The 12,958-nt window shown below is 45.2% G+C and carries 23 protein-coding genes; all 23 read left to right on the top strand.

The window, feature by feature from the left end; all coding sequences use genetic code 11:
• The first annotated feature begins 74 nt into the window (after positions 1 to 74).
• The 23 genes from tuf to secY all read left to right on the top strand — a co-directional run bounded on the left by tuf (position 75) and on the right by secY (position 12,926).
• Entirely contained in the window at positions 75 to 1,262 is a 1,188-nt protein-coding gene (gene tuf / locus AC0TWI_RS04595; protein ID WP_488125161.1) for an elongation factor Tu, read from the top strand.
• 1,143 nt (positions 1,263 to 2,405) lie between these two features.
• Entirely contained in the window at positions 2,406 to 2,714 is a 309-nt protein-coding gene (gene rpsJ, locus AC0TWI_RS04590) for a 30S ribosomal protein S10 (protein ID WP_213100009.1), read from the top strand.
• Positions 2,715 to 2,750: 36 nt separating this feature from the next.
• Entirely contained in the window at positions 2,751 to 3,380 is a 630-nt protein-coding gene (rplC, locus tag AC0TWI_RS04585) for a 50S ribosomal protein L3 (protein ID WP_488125160.1), read from the top strand.
• A gap of 26 nt (positions 3,381 to 3,406) precedes the next feature.
• Positions 3,407 to 4,030 carry a 50S ribosomal protein L4 gene (rplD, locus tag AC0TWI_RS04580; protein WP_488125159.1) on the top strand — a complete coding sequence of 208 codons (624 nt, stop codon included), beginning with the start codon at positions 3,407 to 3,409 and terminating at the stop codon, positions 4,028 to 4,030.
• Entirely contained in the window at positions 4,030 to 4,314 is a 285-nt protein-coding gene (rplW, locus tag AC0TWI_RS04575) for a 50S ribosomal protein L23 (RefSeq protein WP_488125158.1), read from the top strand. The genes rplD and rplW overlap by 1 nt, the downstream gene beginning before the upstream one ends.
• 38 nt (positions 4,315 to 4,352) lie before the next feature.
• Positions 4,353 to 5,186: a 50S ribosomal protein L2 gene (rplB, locus tag AC0TWI_RS04570; RefSeq protein ID WP_488125157.1), complete on the top strand. Its 834-nt coding sequence runs from the start codon at positions 4,353 to 4,355 to the stop codon at positions 5,184 to 5,186.
• 60 nt (positions 5,187 to 5,246) lie between these two features.
• Positions 5,247 to 5,525, top strand: coding sequence for a 30S ribosomal protein S19 (gene rpsS / locus AC0TWI_RS04565; RefSeq protein WP_488125156.1), 279 nt, complete (start codon positions 5,247 to 5,249; stop codon positions 5,523 to 5,525).
• 18 nt (positions 5,526 to 5,543) lie between these two features.
• Positions 5,544 to 5,885 carry a 50S ribosomal protein L22 gene (gene rplV, locus AC0TWI_RS04560; protein WP_488125155.1) on the top strand — a complete coding sequence of 114 codons (342 nt, stop codon included), beginning with the start codon at positions 5,544 to 5,546 and terminating at the stop codon, positions 5,883 to 5,885.
• A 3-nt stretch (positions 5,886 to 5,888) separates the two neighbouring features.
• The gene (gene rpsC, locus AC0TWI_RS04555) at positions 5,889 to 6,545 is read left to right on the top strand and encodes a 30S ribosomal protein S3 (RefSeq protein ID WP_488125154.1); all 657 of its coding nucleotides are present in this window, start codon (positions 5,889 to 5,891) and stop codon (positions 6,543 to 6,545) included.
• Between the two features lie 2 nt (positions 6,546 to 6,547).
• Positions 6,548 to 6,982, top strand: a complete 435-nt coding sequence (rplP, locus tag AC0TWI_RS04550) for a 50S ribosomal protein L16 (RefSeq protein WP_488125153.1) — start codon at positions 6,548 to 6,550, stop codon at positions 6,980 to 6,982.
• The gene (rpmC, locus tag AC0TWI_RS04545; protein ID WP_488125152.1) at positions 6,972 to 7,175 is read left to right on the top strand and encodes a 50S ribosomal protein L29; all 204 of its coding nucleotides are present in this window, start codon (positions 6,972 to 6,974) and stop codon (positions 7,173 to 7,175) included. Before rplP ends, rpmC begins: the two co-directional genes overlap by 11 nt.
• 19 nt (positions 7,176 to 7,194) lie before the next feature.
• Positions 7,195 to 7,458, top strand: coding sequence for a 30S ribosomal protein S17 (rpsQ, locus tag AC0TWI_RS04540; protein WP_488125151.1), 264 nt, complete (start codon positions 7,195 to 7,197; stop codon positions 7,456 to 7,458).
• 43 nt (positions 7,459 to 7,501) lie between these two features.
• Complete coding sequence (gene rplN, locus AC0TWI_RS04535) at positions 7,502 to 7,870, top strand: 50S ribosomal protein L14 (RefSeq protein ID WP_488125150.1); 369 nt, start codon at positions 7,502 to 7,504, stop codon at positions 7,868 to 7,870.
• 38 nt (positions 7,871 to 7,908) lie between these two features.
• Entirely contained in the window at positions 7,909 to 8,280 is a 372-nt protein-coding gene (rplX, locus tag AC0TWI_RS04530) for a 50S ribosomal protein L24 (RefSeq protein WP_488125149.1), read from the top strand.
• A gap of 25 nt (positions 8,281 to 8,305) precedes the next feature.
• Entirely contained in the window at positions 8,306 to 8,845 is a 540-nt protein-coding gene (gene rplE, locus AC0TWI_RS04525) for a 50S ribosomal protein L5 (RefSeq protein ID WP_488125148.1), read from the top strand.
• 24 nt (positions 8,846 to 8,869) lie between these two features.
• The gene (gene rpsN / locus AC0TWI_RS04520) at positions 8,870 to 9,055 is read left to right on the top strand and encodes a 30S ribosomal protein S14 (RefSeq protein WP_488125147.1); all 186 of its coding nucleotides are present in this window, start codon (positions 8,870 to 8,872) and stop codon (positions 9,053 to 9,055) included.
• A gap of 29 nt (positions 9,056 to 9,084) precedes the next feature.
• Complete coding sequence (gene rpsH, locus AC0TWI_RS04515) at positions 9,085 to 9,483, top strand: 30S ribosomal protein S8 (RefSeq protein ID WP_488125146.1); 399 nt, start codon at positions 9,085 to 9,087, stop codon at positions 9,481 to 9,483.
• Between the two features lie 30 nt (positions 9,484 to 9,513).
• Positions 9,514 to 10,050, top strand: coding sequence for a 50S ribosomal protein L6 (gene rplF / locus AC0TWI_RS04510; protein ID WP_488125145.1), 537 nt, complete (start codon positions 9,514 to 9,516; stop codon positions 10,048 to 10,050).
• Between the two features lie 33 nt (positions 10,051 to 10,083).
• Complete coding sequence (gene rplR, locus AC0TWI_RS04505) at positions 10,084 to 10,446, top strand: 50S ribosomal protein L18 (RefSeq protein WP_488125144.1); 363 nt, start codon at positions 10,084 to 10,086, stop codon at positions 10,444 to 10,446.
• A gap of 21 nt (positions 10,447 to 10,467) precedes the next feature.
• A complete protein-coding gene (gene rpsE, locus AC0TWI_RS04500; RefSeq protein ID WP_488125143.1) occupies positions 10,468 to 10,968 on the top strand; it encodes a 30S ribosomal protein S5 in 501 nt (166 codons plus the stop codon).
• A 13-nt stretch (positions 10,969 to 10,981) separates the two neighbouring features.
• Positions 10,982 to 11,164, top strand: a complete 183-nt coding sequence (gene rpmD, locus AC0TWI_RS04495; RefSeq protein ID WP_488125142.1) for a 50S ribosomal protein L30 — start codon at positions 10,982 to 10,984, stop codon at positions 11,162 to 11,164.
• 29 nt (positions 11,165 to 11,193) lie between these two features.
• A complete protein-coding gene (gene rplO, locus AC0TWI_RS04490) occupies positions 11,194 to 11,634 on the top strand; it encodes a 50S ribosomal protein L15 (protein WP_488125141.1) in 441 nt (146 codons plus the stop codon).
• Entirely contained in the window at positions 11,634 to 12,926 is a 1,293-nt protein-coding gene (gene secY / locus AC0TWI_RS04485) for a preprotein translocase subunit SecY (protein ID WP_488125140.1), read from the top strand. The genes rplO and secY overlap by 1 nt, the downstream gene beginning before the upstream one ends.
• Positions 12,927 to 12,958 lie beyond the last annotated feature (32 nt).

Genomic DNA, 12,958 nt, shown 5'->3' with positions numbered 1-12,958 from the left:
GAGCGGGTATGAACCGCAGGCTCACTACCCGCTCCCATACTTAATATTTTCTTAAATTAAAGGAGGATTTCCTAATGGCTAAGGAAAAATTTGATCGTTCCAAAGAACATGCTAATATTGGTACTATTGGTCACGTTGACCATGGTAAAACAACTTTGACTGCTGCTATCACAACTGTAATGGCTAAGCGCGGCGGCGGCGAAGCTAAAGGCTATGACATGATCGACAACGCTCCAGAAGAGCGCGAGCGCGGTATCACAATCTCAACTTCCCACGTTGAGTATGAAACTGAAAAGCGTCACTATGCTCACGTTGACTGCCCAGGACACGCCGACTATGTTAAAAACATGATCACAGGCGCTGCGCAAATGGACGGAGCTATCCTTGTAGTATCTGCTGCTGACGGCCCAATGCCACAAACTCGTGAGCATATCCTTCTTTCCCGTCAAGTAGGTGTTCCTTACATCGTAGTATTCATGAACAAATGTGACATGGTAGACGATGAAGAACTTCTTGAACTAGTAGAAATGGAGATCCGTGATCTTCTTTCTGAATATGAATTCCCTGGCGACGACATTCCAGTTGTTAAAGGTTCTGCTCTTAAAGCTCTTGAAGGCGAAGCAGAATGGGAAGAAAGAATCGTTGAATTGATGGACGCTGTTGACAGCTACATCCCAACTCCAGAACGCGACACTGACAAGCCATTCATGATGCCTGTAGAGGACGTTTTCTCTATCACTGGCCGTGGTACAGTTGCAACTGGCCGTGTAGAACGTGGTCAAGTTAAAGTCGGTGAAGAAGTTGAAATCATCGGTCTTGCTGAAGAATCAAGAAAAGTAGTTGTAACAGGAGTAGAAATGTTCCGTAAGCTTCTTGACTTTGCAGAAGCAGGCGACAACATCGGTGCACTTCTTCGCGGTGTAGCTCGTGAAGATATCCAACGTGGCCAAGTTTTGGCTAAGCCAGGCACAATCACTCCACACACAAAGTTCAAAGCGGAAGTTTACGTATTGTCTAAAGAAGAAGGTGGACGTCACACTCCATTCTTCTCTAACTACCGCCCACAGTTCTACTTCCGTACAACAGACGTAACTGGTATCTGCAACCTTCCTGAAGGCGTAGAAATGGTTATGCCTGGAGACAACGTTGAAATGACTGTTGAGCTTATCTCTCCAATCGCTATCGAAGAAGGAACTAAGTTCTCTATTCGTGAAGGCGGACGTACAGTAGGCGCTGGCGTAGTTGCATCTATCCAAGCGTAAGCTGTTACACTCTTAATAAGAAGAAAGGCAGTCCGGGTGACGATCCGGCTGCCTTTCTTTTTTTGTTTAGAGTAAATGAAGAAACCTGATTTCATAACCATGGGGGACAAGCTGTTGATTTTCGTTCCAGGCGGACGCTTTCCGGGGGGCGGGCGGTGGAGCTTCCTCGGCCGCTTCGCGTCCTGCGGGATCTCACCTGTCCCGCAAATCCCCCAGGAGTCGCCGCCTTGCACTCAAATCAACTTTGAGTAGATTTCAAAATATATCTTTAAAGTAAGACCAAATTGAAAAAATCTTTTGTTGTCAAGGGGACAGTCATTTACTCCTGATTACTAAGCAAGAATAAGATAAGGCGGAAAAAATTTTGACCAAGTTTACTCTTTGCACAACATTATCTGCACATACTGGAAGCACATGTTGGAAGGAGAACACTCACACTTTTCTTGGAAAGAAAAATTCATCATACTTCAGTCCGCATACTTGGCCGTTGCTTGGAGTGCAGGGGCCGACTCCTGCGGGACGAGCATGGCTTTGAGATCCCGCAAGGCGCGAAGCAACTGAGGCAGGTGAGAACGCGACGTCCTGTCGCATCACCTGCATGACCAACATCCTGTTGGCCCGAAGCTCAAGCCTTGCCCCGCGAAAAGCGTGCCCCGGAACGTAAAGCAACAGGGAACCGCTCACCTTTTTTTACTTACATGGGGATGAGGCCATGAAGATATTTCTTTCAAGAAGGTCTTGACCACAGGTAAACAAAGCGTCTGCCCGAAGCGGAAGTCCGGTATAGAAGGTGAACTTCAAAGATAAAACTGGACAAACCCCTCCGGTAAACTGACTATTCAATTACTTTTCCTCTATAACAGAAACGTCCTCCTCCATTTTGGAAATTATATATTCTGAATCTCTGCGAACCCTTGATTTGACGCGGTAAACTGTGTATAATCGTAAAGGTGTGAAAGTGCAAGAAATGCTGCGAAAGCTATTGCATCTGATATGTGCTTTCTGTATAATAGACAATGTTGGTCTTTGACTGCAATGAAATGGAAGGTTGCTGACACACCCGGCCGCTTTGCCATGGCGAGTGTGTGGGAAATTTCCATGGAGTATGTCTATTTTAAAAATAGGCGAAAAGGAGGGAAAGTAATGGCAAAACAAAAAATTCGTATCAGATTAAAAGCGTATGATCATAGAATTCTGGATCAGTCCGCAGAAAAAATCGTTGAAACTGCAAAGCGTTCGGGTGCAAATGTATCGGGTCCGATTCCGCTTCCAACTGAAAAAACGATTTACACAATTCTTCGTGCGGTGCATAAGTACAAAGACTCCCGCGAACAATTCGAAATGCGTACACACAAGCGTTTGATCGACATCATCAATCCAACACCACAAACTGTTGATTCTTTGATGAGATTGGACCTGCCATCTGGCGTTGACATTGAAATCAAACTTTAATAATAAAAAACAAACAGGAAACAGGAGGTGTGACTCATGACCAAAGGAATCTTAGGAAGAAAAATCGGTATGACGCAGATTTTTGCTGAAAACGGAGAGCTGATCCCAGTAACTGTGATCGAAGCAGCTCCAAACGTTGTTCTTCAAAAGAAAACTGTAGAAACAGACGGGTACGAAGCAGTCCAGCTTGGTTTTGAAGACAAGCGTGAAAAACTAGCAACTAAGCCTGCGAAAGGACATGTTGCTAAAGCAAACACTGCTCCTAAGCGCTTCATCCGTGAATTTAACGGAGTAAACGTAGAAGAGTACGAAGTTGGTCAAGAAGTCAAAGTTGATATTTTCGCGGAAGGCGATCTGGTAGACGTATCAGGAATCTCAAAAGGTAAAGGATTCCAAGGTGTTATCAAACGTCACGGCCAATCACGCGGACCTATGTCCCACGGTTCACGATTCCACCGCAGACCAGGTTCCATGGGTGCGGTTGACGGAGCACGGGTATTCAAGCAAAAAGCTCTTCCAGGACGTATGGGCGGAGAAAGAATTACGATTCAAAACCTGCCAATCGTCAAAGTTGATGCAGAACGCAACCTTCTTTTGGTAAAAGGCAACGTGCCAGGACCGAAAAAAGCGATGCTCGAAATCAAAACAGGAATCAAAACTAGATAAGTATTGAGAGAAAGGAGGAAATAGGAATGCCGAAAGTAGCTTTATACAACCAAACAGGCTCTAAGGTTGGCGAAATCGACCTGAATGAATCTGTATTTGGTATCGAACCAAACAACCATGTATTGTTCGAAGCAATCGTTATGCAACGCGCTTCAATGAGACAAGGAACAGCAAAAGTAAAAAACCGCTCTGAAGTACGCGGCGGCGGACGCAAGCCATGGCGTCAAAAAGGAACAGGACGTGCACGCCAAGGTTCAATCCGTTCTCCACAATGGCGCGGCGGCGGTACTGTATTTGGACCAGTTCCACGCAGCTACAGCTACAAATTGCCTAAGAAAGTACGTCGTTTGGCAATCAAATCCGCACTTTCTACAAAGGTAATCGAAGAGAACATCCTCGTATTGGAAGCTTTGTCTTTCGATGCACCAAAAACAAAGGAATTTGTTAACGTACTGAAAAGCCTTCCTGTCGGCAAGAAAGCTCTTGTTGTAACAGAATCGCTTAACGAAAACGTAGCACTTTCCGCTCGTAACATCCCTGGAGTGACAGTAGTGGAAGCAAGCGGCATCAACGTATTGGATGTTGTAAGCCACAACACACTGATCATGACGAAAGCAGCAGTTGAAAAAGTAGAGGAGGTGCTTGGTTAATGGATGCACGTGATGTAATTAAGCGCCCCGTTATCACTGAACGGTCTATGGAACTTACTGCTGACAAGAAGTACACTTTCGAAGTCGACGTAAGAGCGAATAAAACACAAGTGAAAGATGCAGTAGAAAGCATCTTCGGTGTGAAAGTTGCAAAAGTCAACGTCCTCAACTACAAAGGCAAGTTCAAGCGTATGGGCCGTTTTGGCGGTTATACGAACAAACGACGCAAAGCAGTTGTAACGCTGACTCAAGACAGCAAAGAGATCGAGTTTTTCGAAGTTTAATCAACACCTGAACAAACATTAGAAGAGGAGGGAAAAAAATGGCGATCAAAAAATACAAACCTACCTCCAACGGACGTCGGAACATGACAGCTTTGGACTTCGCGGAAATCACTACTGATAAGCCGGAAAAATCCTTGCTGCAACCATTGAACCGCAAAGGCGGCCGTAACAACCAAGGTAGAACTACAGTTCGTCATCGCGGCGGCGGTCATAAGCGTCAATACCGTGTGATTGATTTCAAAAGAACCAAAGACGGTATACCAGGACGCGTTGCTACAATCGAGTACGATCCTAACCGTTCCGCTAACATTGCATTGATTCACTATCTTGATGGTGAAAAAAGATACATCCTTGCACCAAAAAATCTGAAGGTGGGCATGGAAATCATGTCAGGCCCGGATGCAGACATCAAAGTCGGCAACGCGCTTCCACTTTCAAACATTCCTGTTGGTACAGTTGTCCACAATATCGAATTGAAGCCTGGTAAAGGCGGACAATTGGTACGTTCAGCTGGAACATCTGCACAGGTTCTTGGTAAAGAAGGTACAAAATATGTTCTCGTTCGCTTGAACTCCGGAGAAGTTCGCATGATTCTTGCAACATGCCGCGCTTCCATCGGCCAAGTAGGAAACGAACAACATGAACTTGTTAATATCGGTAAAGCAGGACGCTCTCGCTGGTTGGGCAAACGCCCGCACGTACGCGGATCTGTAATGAACCCGAACGATCACCCGCACGGTGGTGGGGAAGGCCGTACGCCTATCGGACGGAAATCTCCAGTTACACCATGGGGCAAACCAACTCTTGGTTACAAAACACGCAAGAAATCCAACAAGTCGGATAAGTTTATCGTACGCCGCCGCAAAAAATAACGCGATTGTCCTACGGTTCCAGCTATGGACCGTAGCGCAGTCACGAAGGGAGGTACAACTATGGGTCGCAGCCTAAAAAAAGGGCCTTTTGTAGATGATCACTTGATGAATAAGATTGAGAAATTGAACGAAGGTGAAAAGAAGCAAGTTGTTAAAACTTGGTCTCGCCGCTCCACAATTTTCCCGAACTTCATCGGACACACGATCGCTGTCTACGATGGCCGTAAACATGTTCCGGTTTATATTAATGAAGATATGGTAGGCCACAAGCTTGGTGAATTCGCACCAACTCGCGCATATAGAGGCCATGCCGCTGACGATAAAAAAACAAGACGCTAATGAGAGGAGGCCATCCTGATGCAAGCAAAAGCTGTTGCTAGAACAGTCCGTATTGCTCCTCGCAAAGTACGCTTAGTAGTTGATCTTATTCGAGGAAAGCAAGTAGGCGAAGCTGTTGCCATTTTGAAACTTACGCCTAAAGCTGCTTCTCCAGTAGTAGAAAAGCTATTGAAGTCTGCAGTTGCGAACGCAGAGCATAACTATGACATGGACATCAATAATCTGCTCGTGTCTGAAGTTTTCGTTGACGAAGGTCCGACAATGAAACGTTTCCGTCCACGTGCACAAGGCCGCGCTAGCCAAATTAACAAGCGCACAAGCCACATTACAATCGTGGTATCAGAAAAGAAGGAGGGATAATTCGTGGGTCAAAAAGTTAATCCTATCGGTATGCGTATCGGCGTTATCCGCGACTGGGAATCCAAGTGGTACGCTGAAAAAGATTACGCTACATTGCTGCACGAAGACATTAAGATTCGTGAATACATTACAAAACGTTTGGCAGATGCTTCTGTTTCTAAAGTTGAGATCGAACGCGCTGCAAACAGAGTGAACATCACAGTCCATACTGCGAAGCCAGGAATGGTCATCGGTAAGGGCGGAAGCGAAGTTGAATCCTTGCGTAAAGCATTGAACCAACTTACAAACAAACGCGTCCACATCAACATTATCGAAATCAAGAGAGCTGACCTTGATGCGAAATTGGTTGCTGAGAACATTGCTCGCCAGCTGGAAAACCGTGTATCTTTCCGCCGTGCGCAAAAACAAGCGATCCAACGCACAATGCGTGCAGGCGCTCAAGGAATCAAGACAATGGTATCCGGCCGTCTTGGCGGAGCGGACATTGCTCGTTCTGAACACTACAGCGAAGGAACAGTACCACTTCATACACTTCGTGCTGACATTGACTATGCTCATGCAGAAGCCGACACGACTTATGGTAAACTCGGCGTCAAAGTATGGATTTATCGTGGAGAGGTCCTTCCTGAAAAGAAAAAGTCACCGGAAGGAGGAAAATAATCATGTTATTGCCTAAACGCGTTAAATATCGCAGAGAACACCGCGGAAAGATGCGCGGACGTGCGAAAGGCGGCACGGAAGTAGCATTCGGCGAATACGGTTTGCAAGCTGTTGAAGCATCTTGGATCACAAACCGCCAAATCGAAGCTGCCCGTATCGCGATGACTCGTTACATGAAACGTGGCGGTAAAGTCTGGATTAAAATTTTCCCGCACAAACCATATACAGCAAAACCTCTTGAAGTACGGATGGGTTCCGGTAAAGGGGCACCTGAAGGCTGGGTTGCAGTTGTAAAACCAGGCAAGATCATGTTTGAAATTGCCGGTGTATCTGAAGAAGTAGCACGCGAAGCACTACGCCTTGCAGCTCACAAGCTTCCGGTAAAGTGCAAGTTTGTTAAACGAGAAGAAATTGGTGGTGAACGAAATGAAGGCTAATGAAATCCGTGAATTAACCACTGCCGAAATTGAACAAAACGTAAAATCCCTGAAGGAAGAACTATTTAACCTTCGCTTCCAATTAGCTACTGGACAACTTGAAAACACAGCTCGCATCCGCGAAGTACGCAAGGGCATTGCCCGTCTTAAAACTGTTATTCGTGAAAGAGAGCTAGAAGTTAACAACCGATAATTGAGAGGAGGTTTGCAGGATGAGCGAACGCAACCAGCGCAAGGTTTACACTGGACGTGTTGTTTCTGACAAAATGGATAAAACCGTCGTAGTTATGGTTGAAACATACAAGAAACATTCACTTTACGGCAAACGCGTTAAATATTCAAAGAAGTTCAAAGCACATGATGAACAAAACGAAGCAAAAATCGGCGATGTAGTCCGCATTATGGAAACTCGGCCGCTATCAGCAACAAAACGTTTTCGTCTTCTCGAAGTCGTTGAGAAAGCTGTTATTATCTAATTGATTAGTTTCGGATGATGTTTTCCGAAAGGAGGTAAACAAGATGATTCAACAGGAATCCCGTTTGAAAGTAGCTGACAACTCTGGTGCCCGTGAGGTTTTGACAATCAAGGTGCTTGGCGGATCAGGACGCAAGACCGCTAACATTGGTGATGTGATCGTTTGTACAGTGAAACACGCAACACCAGGAGGCGTTGTCAAAAAAGGCGACATCGTCAAAGCGGTTATCGTCCGCACAAAGAGTGGTGCACGCCGTGCAGATGGCTCTTATATCAAATTTGATGAGAATGCTTGTGTAATTATCCGTGATGATAAAGCTCCTCGTGGAACTCGTATCTTCGGACCTGTAGCGCGCGAACTTCGTGACAACAACTTCATGAAAATCGTTTCTCTTGCTCCAGAAGTTCTTTAATACTATTTTGACTCGGTTATTCAAGGAGGTGCGACCAGATGCACATTAAAAAAGGTGACAAAGTAAAAGTGATCACTGGCAAAGACAAAGGAAAAACAGGTACTGTTTTGGCTGCCTTCCCTAAAAAAGAGCGTGTGCTAGTTGAAGGAATCAACGTCGTTAAGAAACATGCGAAACCTTCCCAAGACAACCCTCAAGGTGGAATCATCAGCAAAGAAGCAGCTATCCACGCTTCCAACGTTATGGTGATTGACCCTAAAACTAATGAGCCGACACGCGTAGGATACAAGAAAGTCAAAGTTCTCGTTAAAGTCGATAACGAGAAAAAAGAAGTGTACAAATCTGTACGTGTATCCAAAAAGTCCGGCGAAATTTTAGATAAAGATATGGAAAAAAAGATCATTAAGTAAAGAAAGATGAAGGGAGGTACACAGTATGAACCGCCTAAAGGAAAAGTTCCAAAAAGAAATCACTCCTGCTCTCATGAGCAAGTTTAACTATAAATCGGTCATGGAAGTACCGAAGCTCGAAAAAATCGTAGTAAACATGGGTGTCGGCGATGCCGTTCAAAACGCGAAGGTACTTGACAACGCAGTTGAAGAACTAACACTCATCACTGGTCAGAAGCCAGTAGTCACTAAAGCGAAAAACTCAATCGCAGGGTTCCGTCTACGTGAAGGAATGCCGATTGGCGCGAAAGTTACTCTTCGCGGCGAGCGCATGTATGAGTTCTTTGATAAATTGGTCTCTGTATCACTTCCACGTGTACGTGACTTCCGCGGAATCTCGAAAAAAGCTTTCGACGGCAGAGGCAACTACACGCTGGGTGTCAAAGAACAACTCATCTTCCCTGAAATTGATTATGATAAAGTGAGCAAAGTTCGGGGCATGGACATTGTCATCGTAACAACAGCAAACACTGACGAAGAAGCTCGTGAACTACTGACTGCGTTTGGAATGCCATTCCAAAAGTAATCGATAAAAAAGGGAGGCTAAATCGTGGCTAAAAAATCAATGATCGTGAAACAAAAACGTACGCCAAAGTATAAAGTGCAAGAATATACACGCTGCGAACGTTGCGGCCGTCCACATTCTGTGATTCGCAAATTTAAACTTTGCCGTATCTGTTTCCGTGAACTTGCATACAAGGGTCAAATTCCTGGCGTCAAAAAAGCCAGCTGGTAAGACCGAATTTGGGAAGGAGGTAAATATAAATGGTTATGACTGATCCAATTGCAGATTTGCTTACTCGTATCCGTAACGCAAATATGGTCCGTCACGAGAAATTGGAAGTTCCTGCTTCCAATATCAAAAAAGACATTGCAGAAATCCTCAAGCGTGAAGGTTTCGTCCGTGACGTAGAATATATTGAAGACAACAAGCAAGGCATCATTCGTATTTTCCTTAAATACGGTGCCAACAATGAACGGGTTATTACTGGCCTGAAACGCATCAGCAAGCCTGGTCTGCGTGTATATGCTCAAGCAACTGAAGTGCCGAAAGTACTTAACGGACTTGGCATCGCACTTGTTTCTACTTCTCAGGGCGTATTGACTGACAAAGAAGCTAGAGCGAAGCAAGTCGGCGGCGAAGTACTAGCGTACGTTTGGTAATATTCTTCTAAAGAACGGAGGTGCAATGAAATGTCTCGTATAGGTAAAAAACCAATTGAAATTCCAAGTGGCGTAACCGTTACTCAAAACGGCCAAACTGTAACAGTGAAAGGGCCTAAAGGCGAACTGACAAACACGTTCAATGCTGATATGCAAATCAACATTGAAGACAACGTGATTACGATTGTCCGCCCATCCGATGCGAAAGAACACCGTTCTATCCACGGAACAACTCGTTCACTTCTTTCAAACATGGTAGAAGGTGTCTCCCAAGGTTTTGAGAAGTCCCTTGAGCTTGTCGGTGTCGGTTACCGTGCACAAAAACAAGGCAAGAAACTCGTATTGAACGTAGGGTACTCCCATCCGGTCGAATTCGAACCTGAAGAAGGCGTGGAAGTTGAAGTTCCTGCCAATACAAAGATCATTGTCAAAGGCTATAACAAGGAAAAAGTCGGTGCACTTGCATCCAACATCCGTGCGGTACGTCCTCCAGAGCCATATAAAGGCAAAGGAATCCGTTACGAAGGTGAAGTTGTTCGCCGCAAAGAAGGTAAAACAGGTAAATAATGCCGCTTAGGCACCGAAAGGAGTGACTCGTAAATGATCACTAAGCAGGATAAGAACAAGGTACGTAAGAAAAGACATGCACGTGTACGTTCTAAACTGAGCGGAACTGCTTTGCGTCCACGTCTTAACGTGTACCGTTCCAATAAAAACATCTACGCCCAATTGATCGATGATGAAAAAGGCGTAACAATTGCAAGTGCTTCAACACTTGATAAAGAATTGAACCTCGAGTCTGCTGGCAATGTAGATGCTGCTCAAAAAGTTGGGGAGCTCGTCGCTAAGCGTGCAGTTGAAAAAGGAGTTTCAAGTGTAGTTTTCGACCGCGGAGGCTATCTATACCATGGCCGCGTTAAGGCTCTTGCTGATGCAGCGCGTGAAAACGGACTTGTATTTTAATAAGAAGGAGGGACATACAATATGCGTCATATTGACCCAAATAAACTGGAACTTGAAGAACGCGTAGTAACGGTCAATCGTGTTGCTAAAGTTGTTAAAGGTGGACGTCGTTTCCGCTTTACGGCTCTAGTAGTCGTGGGTGACAAGAATGGACATGTCGGATTTGGTACAGGAAAAGCACAAGAAGTTCCTGATGCGATCCGCAAAGCCATCGAAGATGCTAAGAAAAACCTTGTTGCAGTGCCAACAGTGGGTACAACAATCCCGCATGACATCATCGGTCGTTTCGGCGGCGGACAAATCTTGTTGAAGCCGGCTTCTGAAGGTACAGGTGTTATCGCAGGCGGACCTGTCCGTGCGGTACTTGAATTGGCAGGTATTGCTGATATCACTTCTAAATCCCTTGGATCTAGCACACCGATCAACATGGTGCGTGCTACAATCGAAGGAATCAAGAACCTGAAGCGTGCTGAAGATGTAGCGAAATTGCGTAATAAAACAGTTGAAGAACTGTTAGGTTAAGGAGGGAATGACCATGGCAACAAAACTCGCAATCACCCTCAAAAAAAGCTTGATCGGACGTACAGAAGGCCAGCGTGAAACTGTGAAGGCATTGGGCCTGCGCAAACTTCACCAAACAGTGGAACATGAAGACAATGCCTCAATCCGCGGCATGATCGAAAAAGTTTCCCATCTGGTTTCCGTTAAAGAACAATAATTAATTTTCAACATAAGGAGGTGCCAACAATGAATCTTCATGAGTTAAAACCTGCTGAAGGATCTCGCAAAGAACGCAACCGTGTTGGCCGAGGCATCGGTTCCGGTAACGGAAAAACAGCCGGAAAAGGCCATAAAGGTCAGAAAGCCCGTTCAGGCGGCGGTGTTCGCCTTGGTTTTGAAGGTGGTCAAACACCACTTTTCAGACGTTTGCCAAAACGCGGCTTTACGAACATCAATCGCAAAGAGTTTGCAATTGTGAACCTTACTGAGCTAAATCGCTTTGAAGACGGTACAGAAGTAACTCCAGAACTTCTTATCGAAACTGGTGTTGTACGTAATCAGAAGTCAGGTATTAAAATTCTTGCTAACGGCAACATCGAGAAAAAGCTGACTGTTAAAGCTAACAAATTCTCCTCTGCTGCTATTGAGGCAATTGAGGCTGCCGGTGGTAAAACTGAGGTGATTTGATGTTCCGTACGATCTCCAATCTTATGCGCGTGGGTGATATTCGACGAAAGATCCTATTCACCCTCTTAATGCTAGTAGTATTTCGAGTAGGTGCGTTTATCCCGGTTCCCGGTGTAGACGCCAACGTACTCAAAATGCAGGATCAGGCGAGCCTGTTTGGATTCATGAATATCTTTGGCGGCGGCGCGTTGAAAAACTTCTCCATCTTTGCTATGGGGATCATGCCGTACATCACAGCATCGATCATCGTCCAGTTATTGCAGATGGACGTCGTGCCGAAATTCACAGAGTGGTCCAAACAAGGAGAAGTGGGGCGCAAGAAGCTTGCTCAGTTCACGCGCTACTTCACCATCATACTTGCTCTCTTCCAATCAATGGCAATGGCATTCGGTTTTAACCAAATGACTCAATTGCAGTTGATTAAAGATCCCGGCTTCTCTACGTATGCAACCATTGCAATCGTATTGACGGCTGGTACAGCTTTCCTCATGTGGCTTGGTGAGGAAATCACCTCCAAAGGGGTGGGCAATGGAATATCCATCATTATCTTTGCCGGTATTGTTGCTGGTATTCCTAGTGCTGTAAACCAAATCTACGCTCAACAACTTCAGGGAGCAGGCGACCAACTCTTTTTGAAGATTGTCGTTTTGCTTTTAATCGTTTTGGCTATCATTGCGATTATTGTTGGGGTCGTATTTGTTCAGCAAGCTTTGCGTAAAATTCCGATTCAGTATGCAAAACGAGTGGATGGCCGCAGCCCTGTTGGCGGACAATCGACTCACTTGCCATTGAAAGTAAACGCGGCTGGAGTTATTCCAGTTATTTTTGCGAGTGCCTTTATTGTTACTCCGCAAACGATCGCGACTTTTTTTGCGTCAGGTGAGACGGCAAGTAAGATTCAAGGAATCTTCGACCATTCCAAGCCAATCGGCATGCTTGTTTTCGTAGCACTGATTATCGCTTTTACGTATTTCTATGCTTTTGTTCAAGTGAATCCTGAACAGGTGTCTGAAAACTTAAAGAAGCAAGGCGGATACATTCCGGGAATCCGGCCGGGTAAAAACACACAAGAGTATTTAACACGGGTTCTATACCGTCTAACTTTTGTCGGTGCCATTTTCCTTGCAGGCATTTCCATCCTTCCGGTTTTCTTTGTTAAGTTTGCCGGACTTCCGAGTTCAGCAACAATCGGCGGAACGAGCTTGTTGGTTGTCGTCGGGGTTGCGCTTGAAACAATGAAACAACTGGAAGCCCAGCTGGTGAAGCGTCACTACAAAGGCTTCATTAAATAATCGAGATGGTTTTAGGAACAATCAGCTTGTTC

Source organism: Lederbergia sp. B243.17, assembly GCF_057657925.1.
Note: the sequence above shows the minus strand (reverse complement) of the source record. Positions and strands in the feature narration are given on the sequence as shown.

What these genes read in the sequence shown, in the direction of transcription:
- tuf (WP_488125161.1), top strand. Translation starts at nt 75, where the DNA reads ATGGCTAAGGAAAAATTTGATCGTTCCAAAGAACATGCTAATATTGGT.
- rpsJ (WP_213100009.1), top strand. Translation starts at nt 2,406, where the DNA reads ATGGCAAAACAAAAAATTCGTATCAGATTAAAAGCGTATGATCATAGA.
- rplC (WP_488125160.1), top strand. Translation starts at nt 2,751, where the DNA reads ATGACCAAAGGAATCTTAGGAAGAAAAATCGGTATGACGCAGATTTTT.
- rplD (WP_488125159.1), top strand. Translation starts at nt 3,407, where the DNA reads ATGCCGAAAGTAGCTTTATACAACCAAACAGGCTCTAAGGTTGGCGAA.
- rplW (WP_488125158.1), top strand. Translation starts at nt 4,030, where the DNA reads ATGGATGCACGTGATGTAATTAAGCGCCCCGTTATCACTGAACGGTCT.
- rplB (WP_488125157.1), top strand. Translation starts at nt 4,353, where the DNA reads ATGGCGATCAAAAAATACAAACCTACCTCCAACGGACGTCGGAACATG.
- rpsS (WP_488125156.1), top strand. Translation starts at nt 5,247, where the DNA reads ATGGGTCGCAGCCTAAAAAAAGGGCCTTTTGTAGATGATCACTTGATG.
- rplV (WP_488125155.1), top strand. Translation starts at nt 5,544, where the DNA reads ATGCAAGCAAAAGCTGTTGCTAGAACAGTCCGTATTGCTCCTCGCAAA.
- rplP (WP_488125153.1), top strand. Translation starts at nt 6,548, where the DNA reads ATGTTATTGCCTAAACGCGTTAAATATCGCAGAGAACACCGCGGAAAG.
- rpmC (WP_488125152.1), top strand. Translation starts at nt 6,972, where the DNA reads ATGAAGGCTAATGAAATCCGTGAATTAACCACTGCCGAAATTGAACAA.
- rpsQ (WP_488125151.1), top strand. Translation starts at nt 7,195, where the DNA reads ATGAGCGAACGCAACCAGCGCAAGGTTTACACTGGACGTGTTGTTTCT.
- rplN (WP_488125150.1), top strand. Translation starts at nt 7,502, where the DNA reads ATGATTCAACAGGAATCCCGTTTGAAAGTAGCTGACAACTCTGGTGCC.
- rplX (WP_488125149.1), top strand. Translation starts at nt 7,909, where the DNA reads ATGCACATTAAAAAAGGTGACAAAGTAAAAGTGATCACTGGCAAAGAC.
- rplE (WP_488125148.1), top strand. Translation starts at nt 8,306, where the DNA reads ATGAACCGCCTAAAGGAAAAGTTCCAAAAAGAAATCACTCCTGCTCTC.
- rpsH (WP_488125146.1), top strand. Translation starts at nt 9,085, where the DNA reads ATGGTTATGACTGATCCAATTGCAGATTTGCTTACTCGTATCCGTAAC.
- rplF (WP_488125145.1), top strand. Translation starts at nt 9,514, where the DNA reads ATGTCTCGTATAGGTAAAAAACCAATTGAAATTCCAAGTGGCGTAACC.
- rplR (WP_488125144.1), top strand. Translation starts at nt 10,084, where the DNA reads ATGATCACTAAGCAGGATAAGAACAAGGTACGTAAGAAAAGACATGCA.
- rpsE (WP_488125143.1), top strand. Translation starts at nt 10,468, where the DNA reads ATGCGTCATATTGACCCAAATAAACTGGAACTTGAAGAACGCGTAGTA.
- rpmD (WP_488125142.1), top strand. Translation starts at nt 10,982, where the DNA reads ATGGCAACAAAACTCGCAATCACCCTCAAAAAAAGCTTGATCGGACGT.
- rplO (WP_488125141.1), top strand. Translation starts at nt 11,194, where the DNA reads ATGAATCTTCATGAGTTAAAACCTGCTGAAGGATCTCGCAAAGAACGC.
- secY (WP_488125140.1), top strand. Translation starts at nt 11,634, where the DNA reads ATGTTCCGTACGATCTCCAATCTTATGCGCGTGGGTGATATTCGACGA.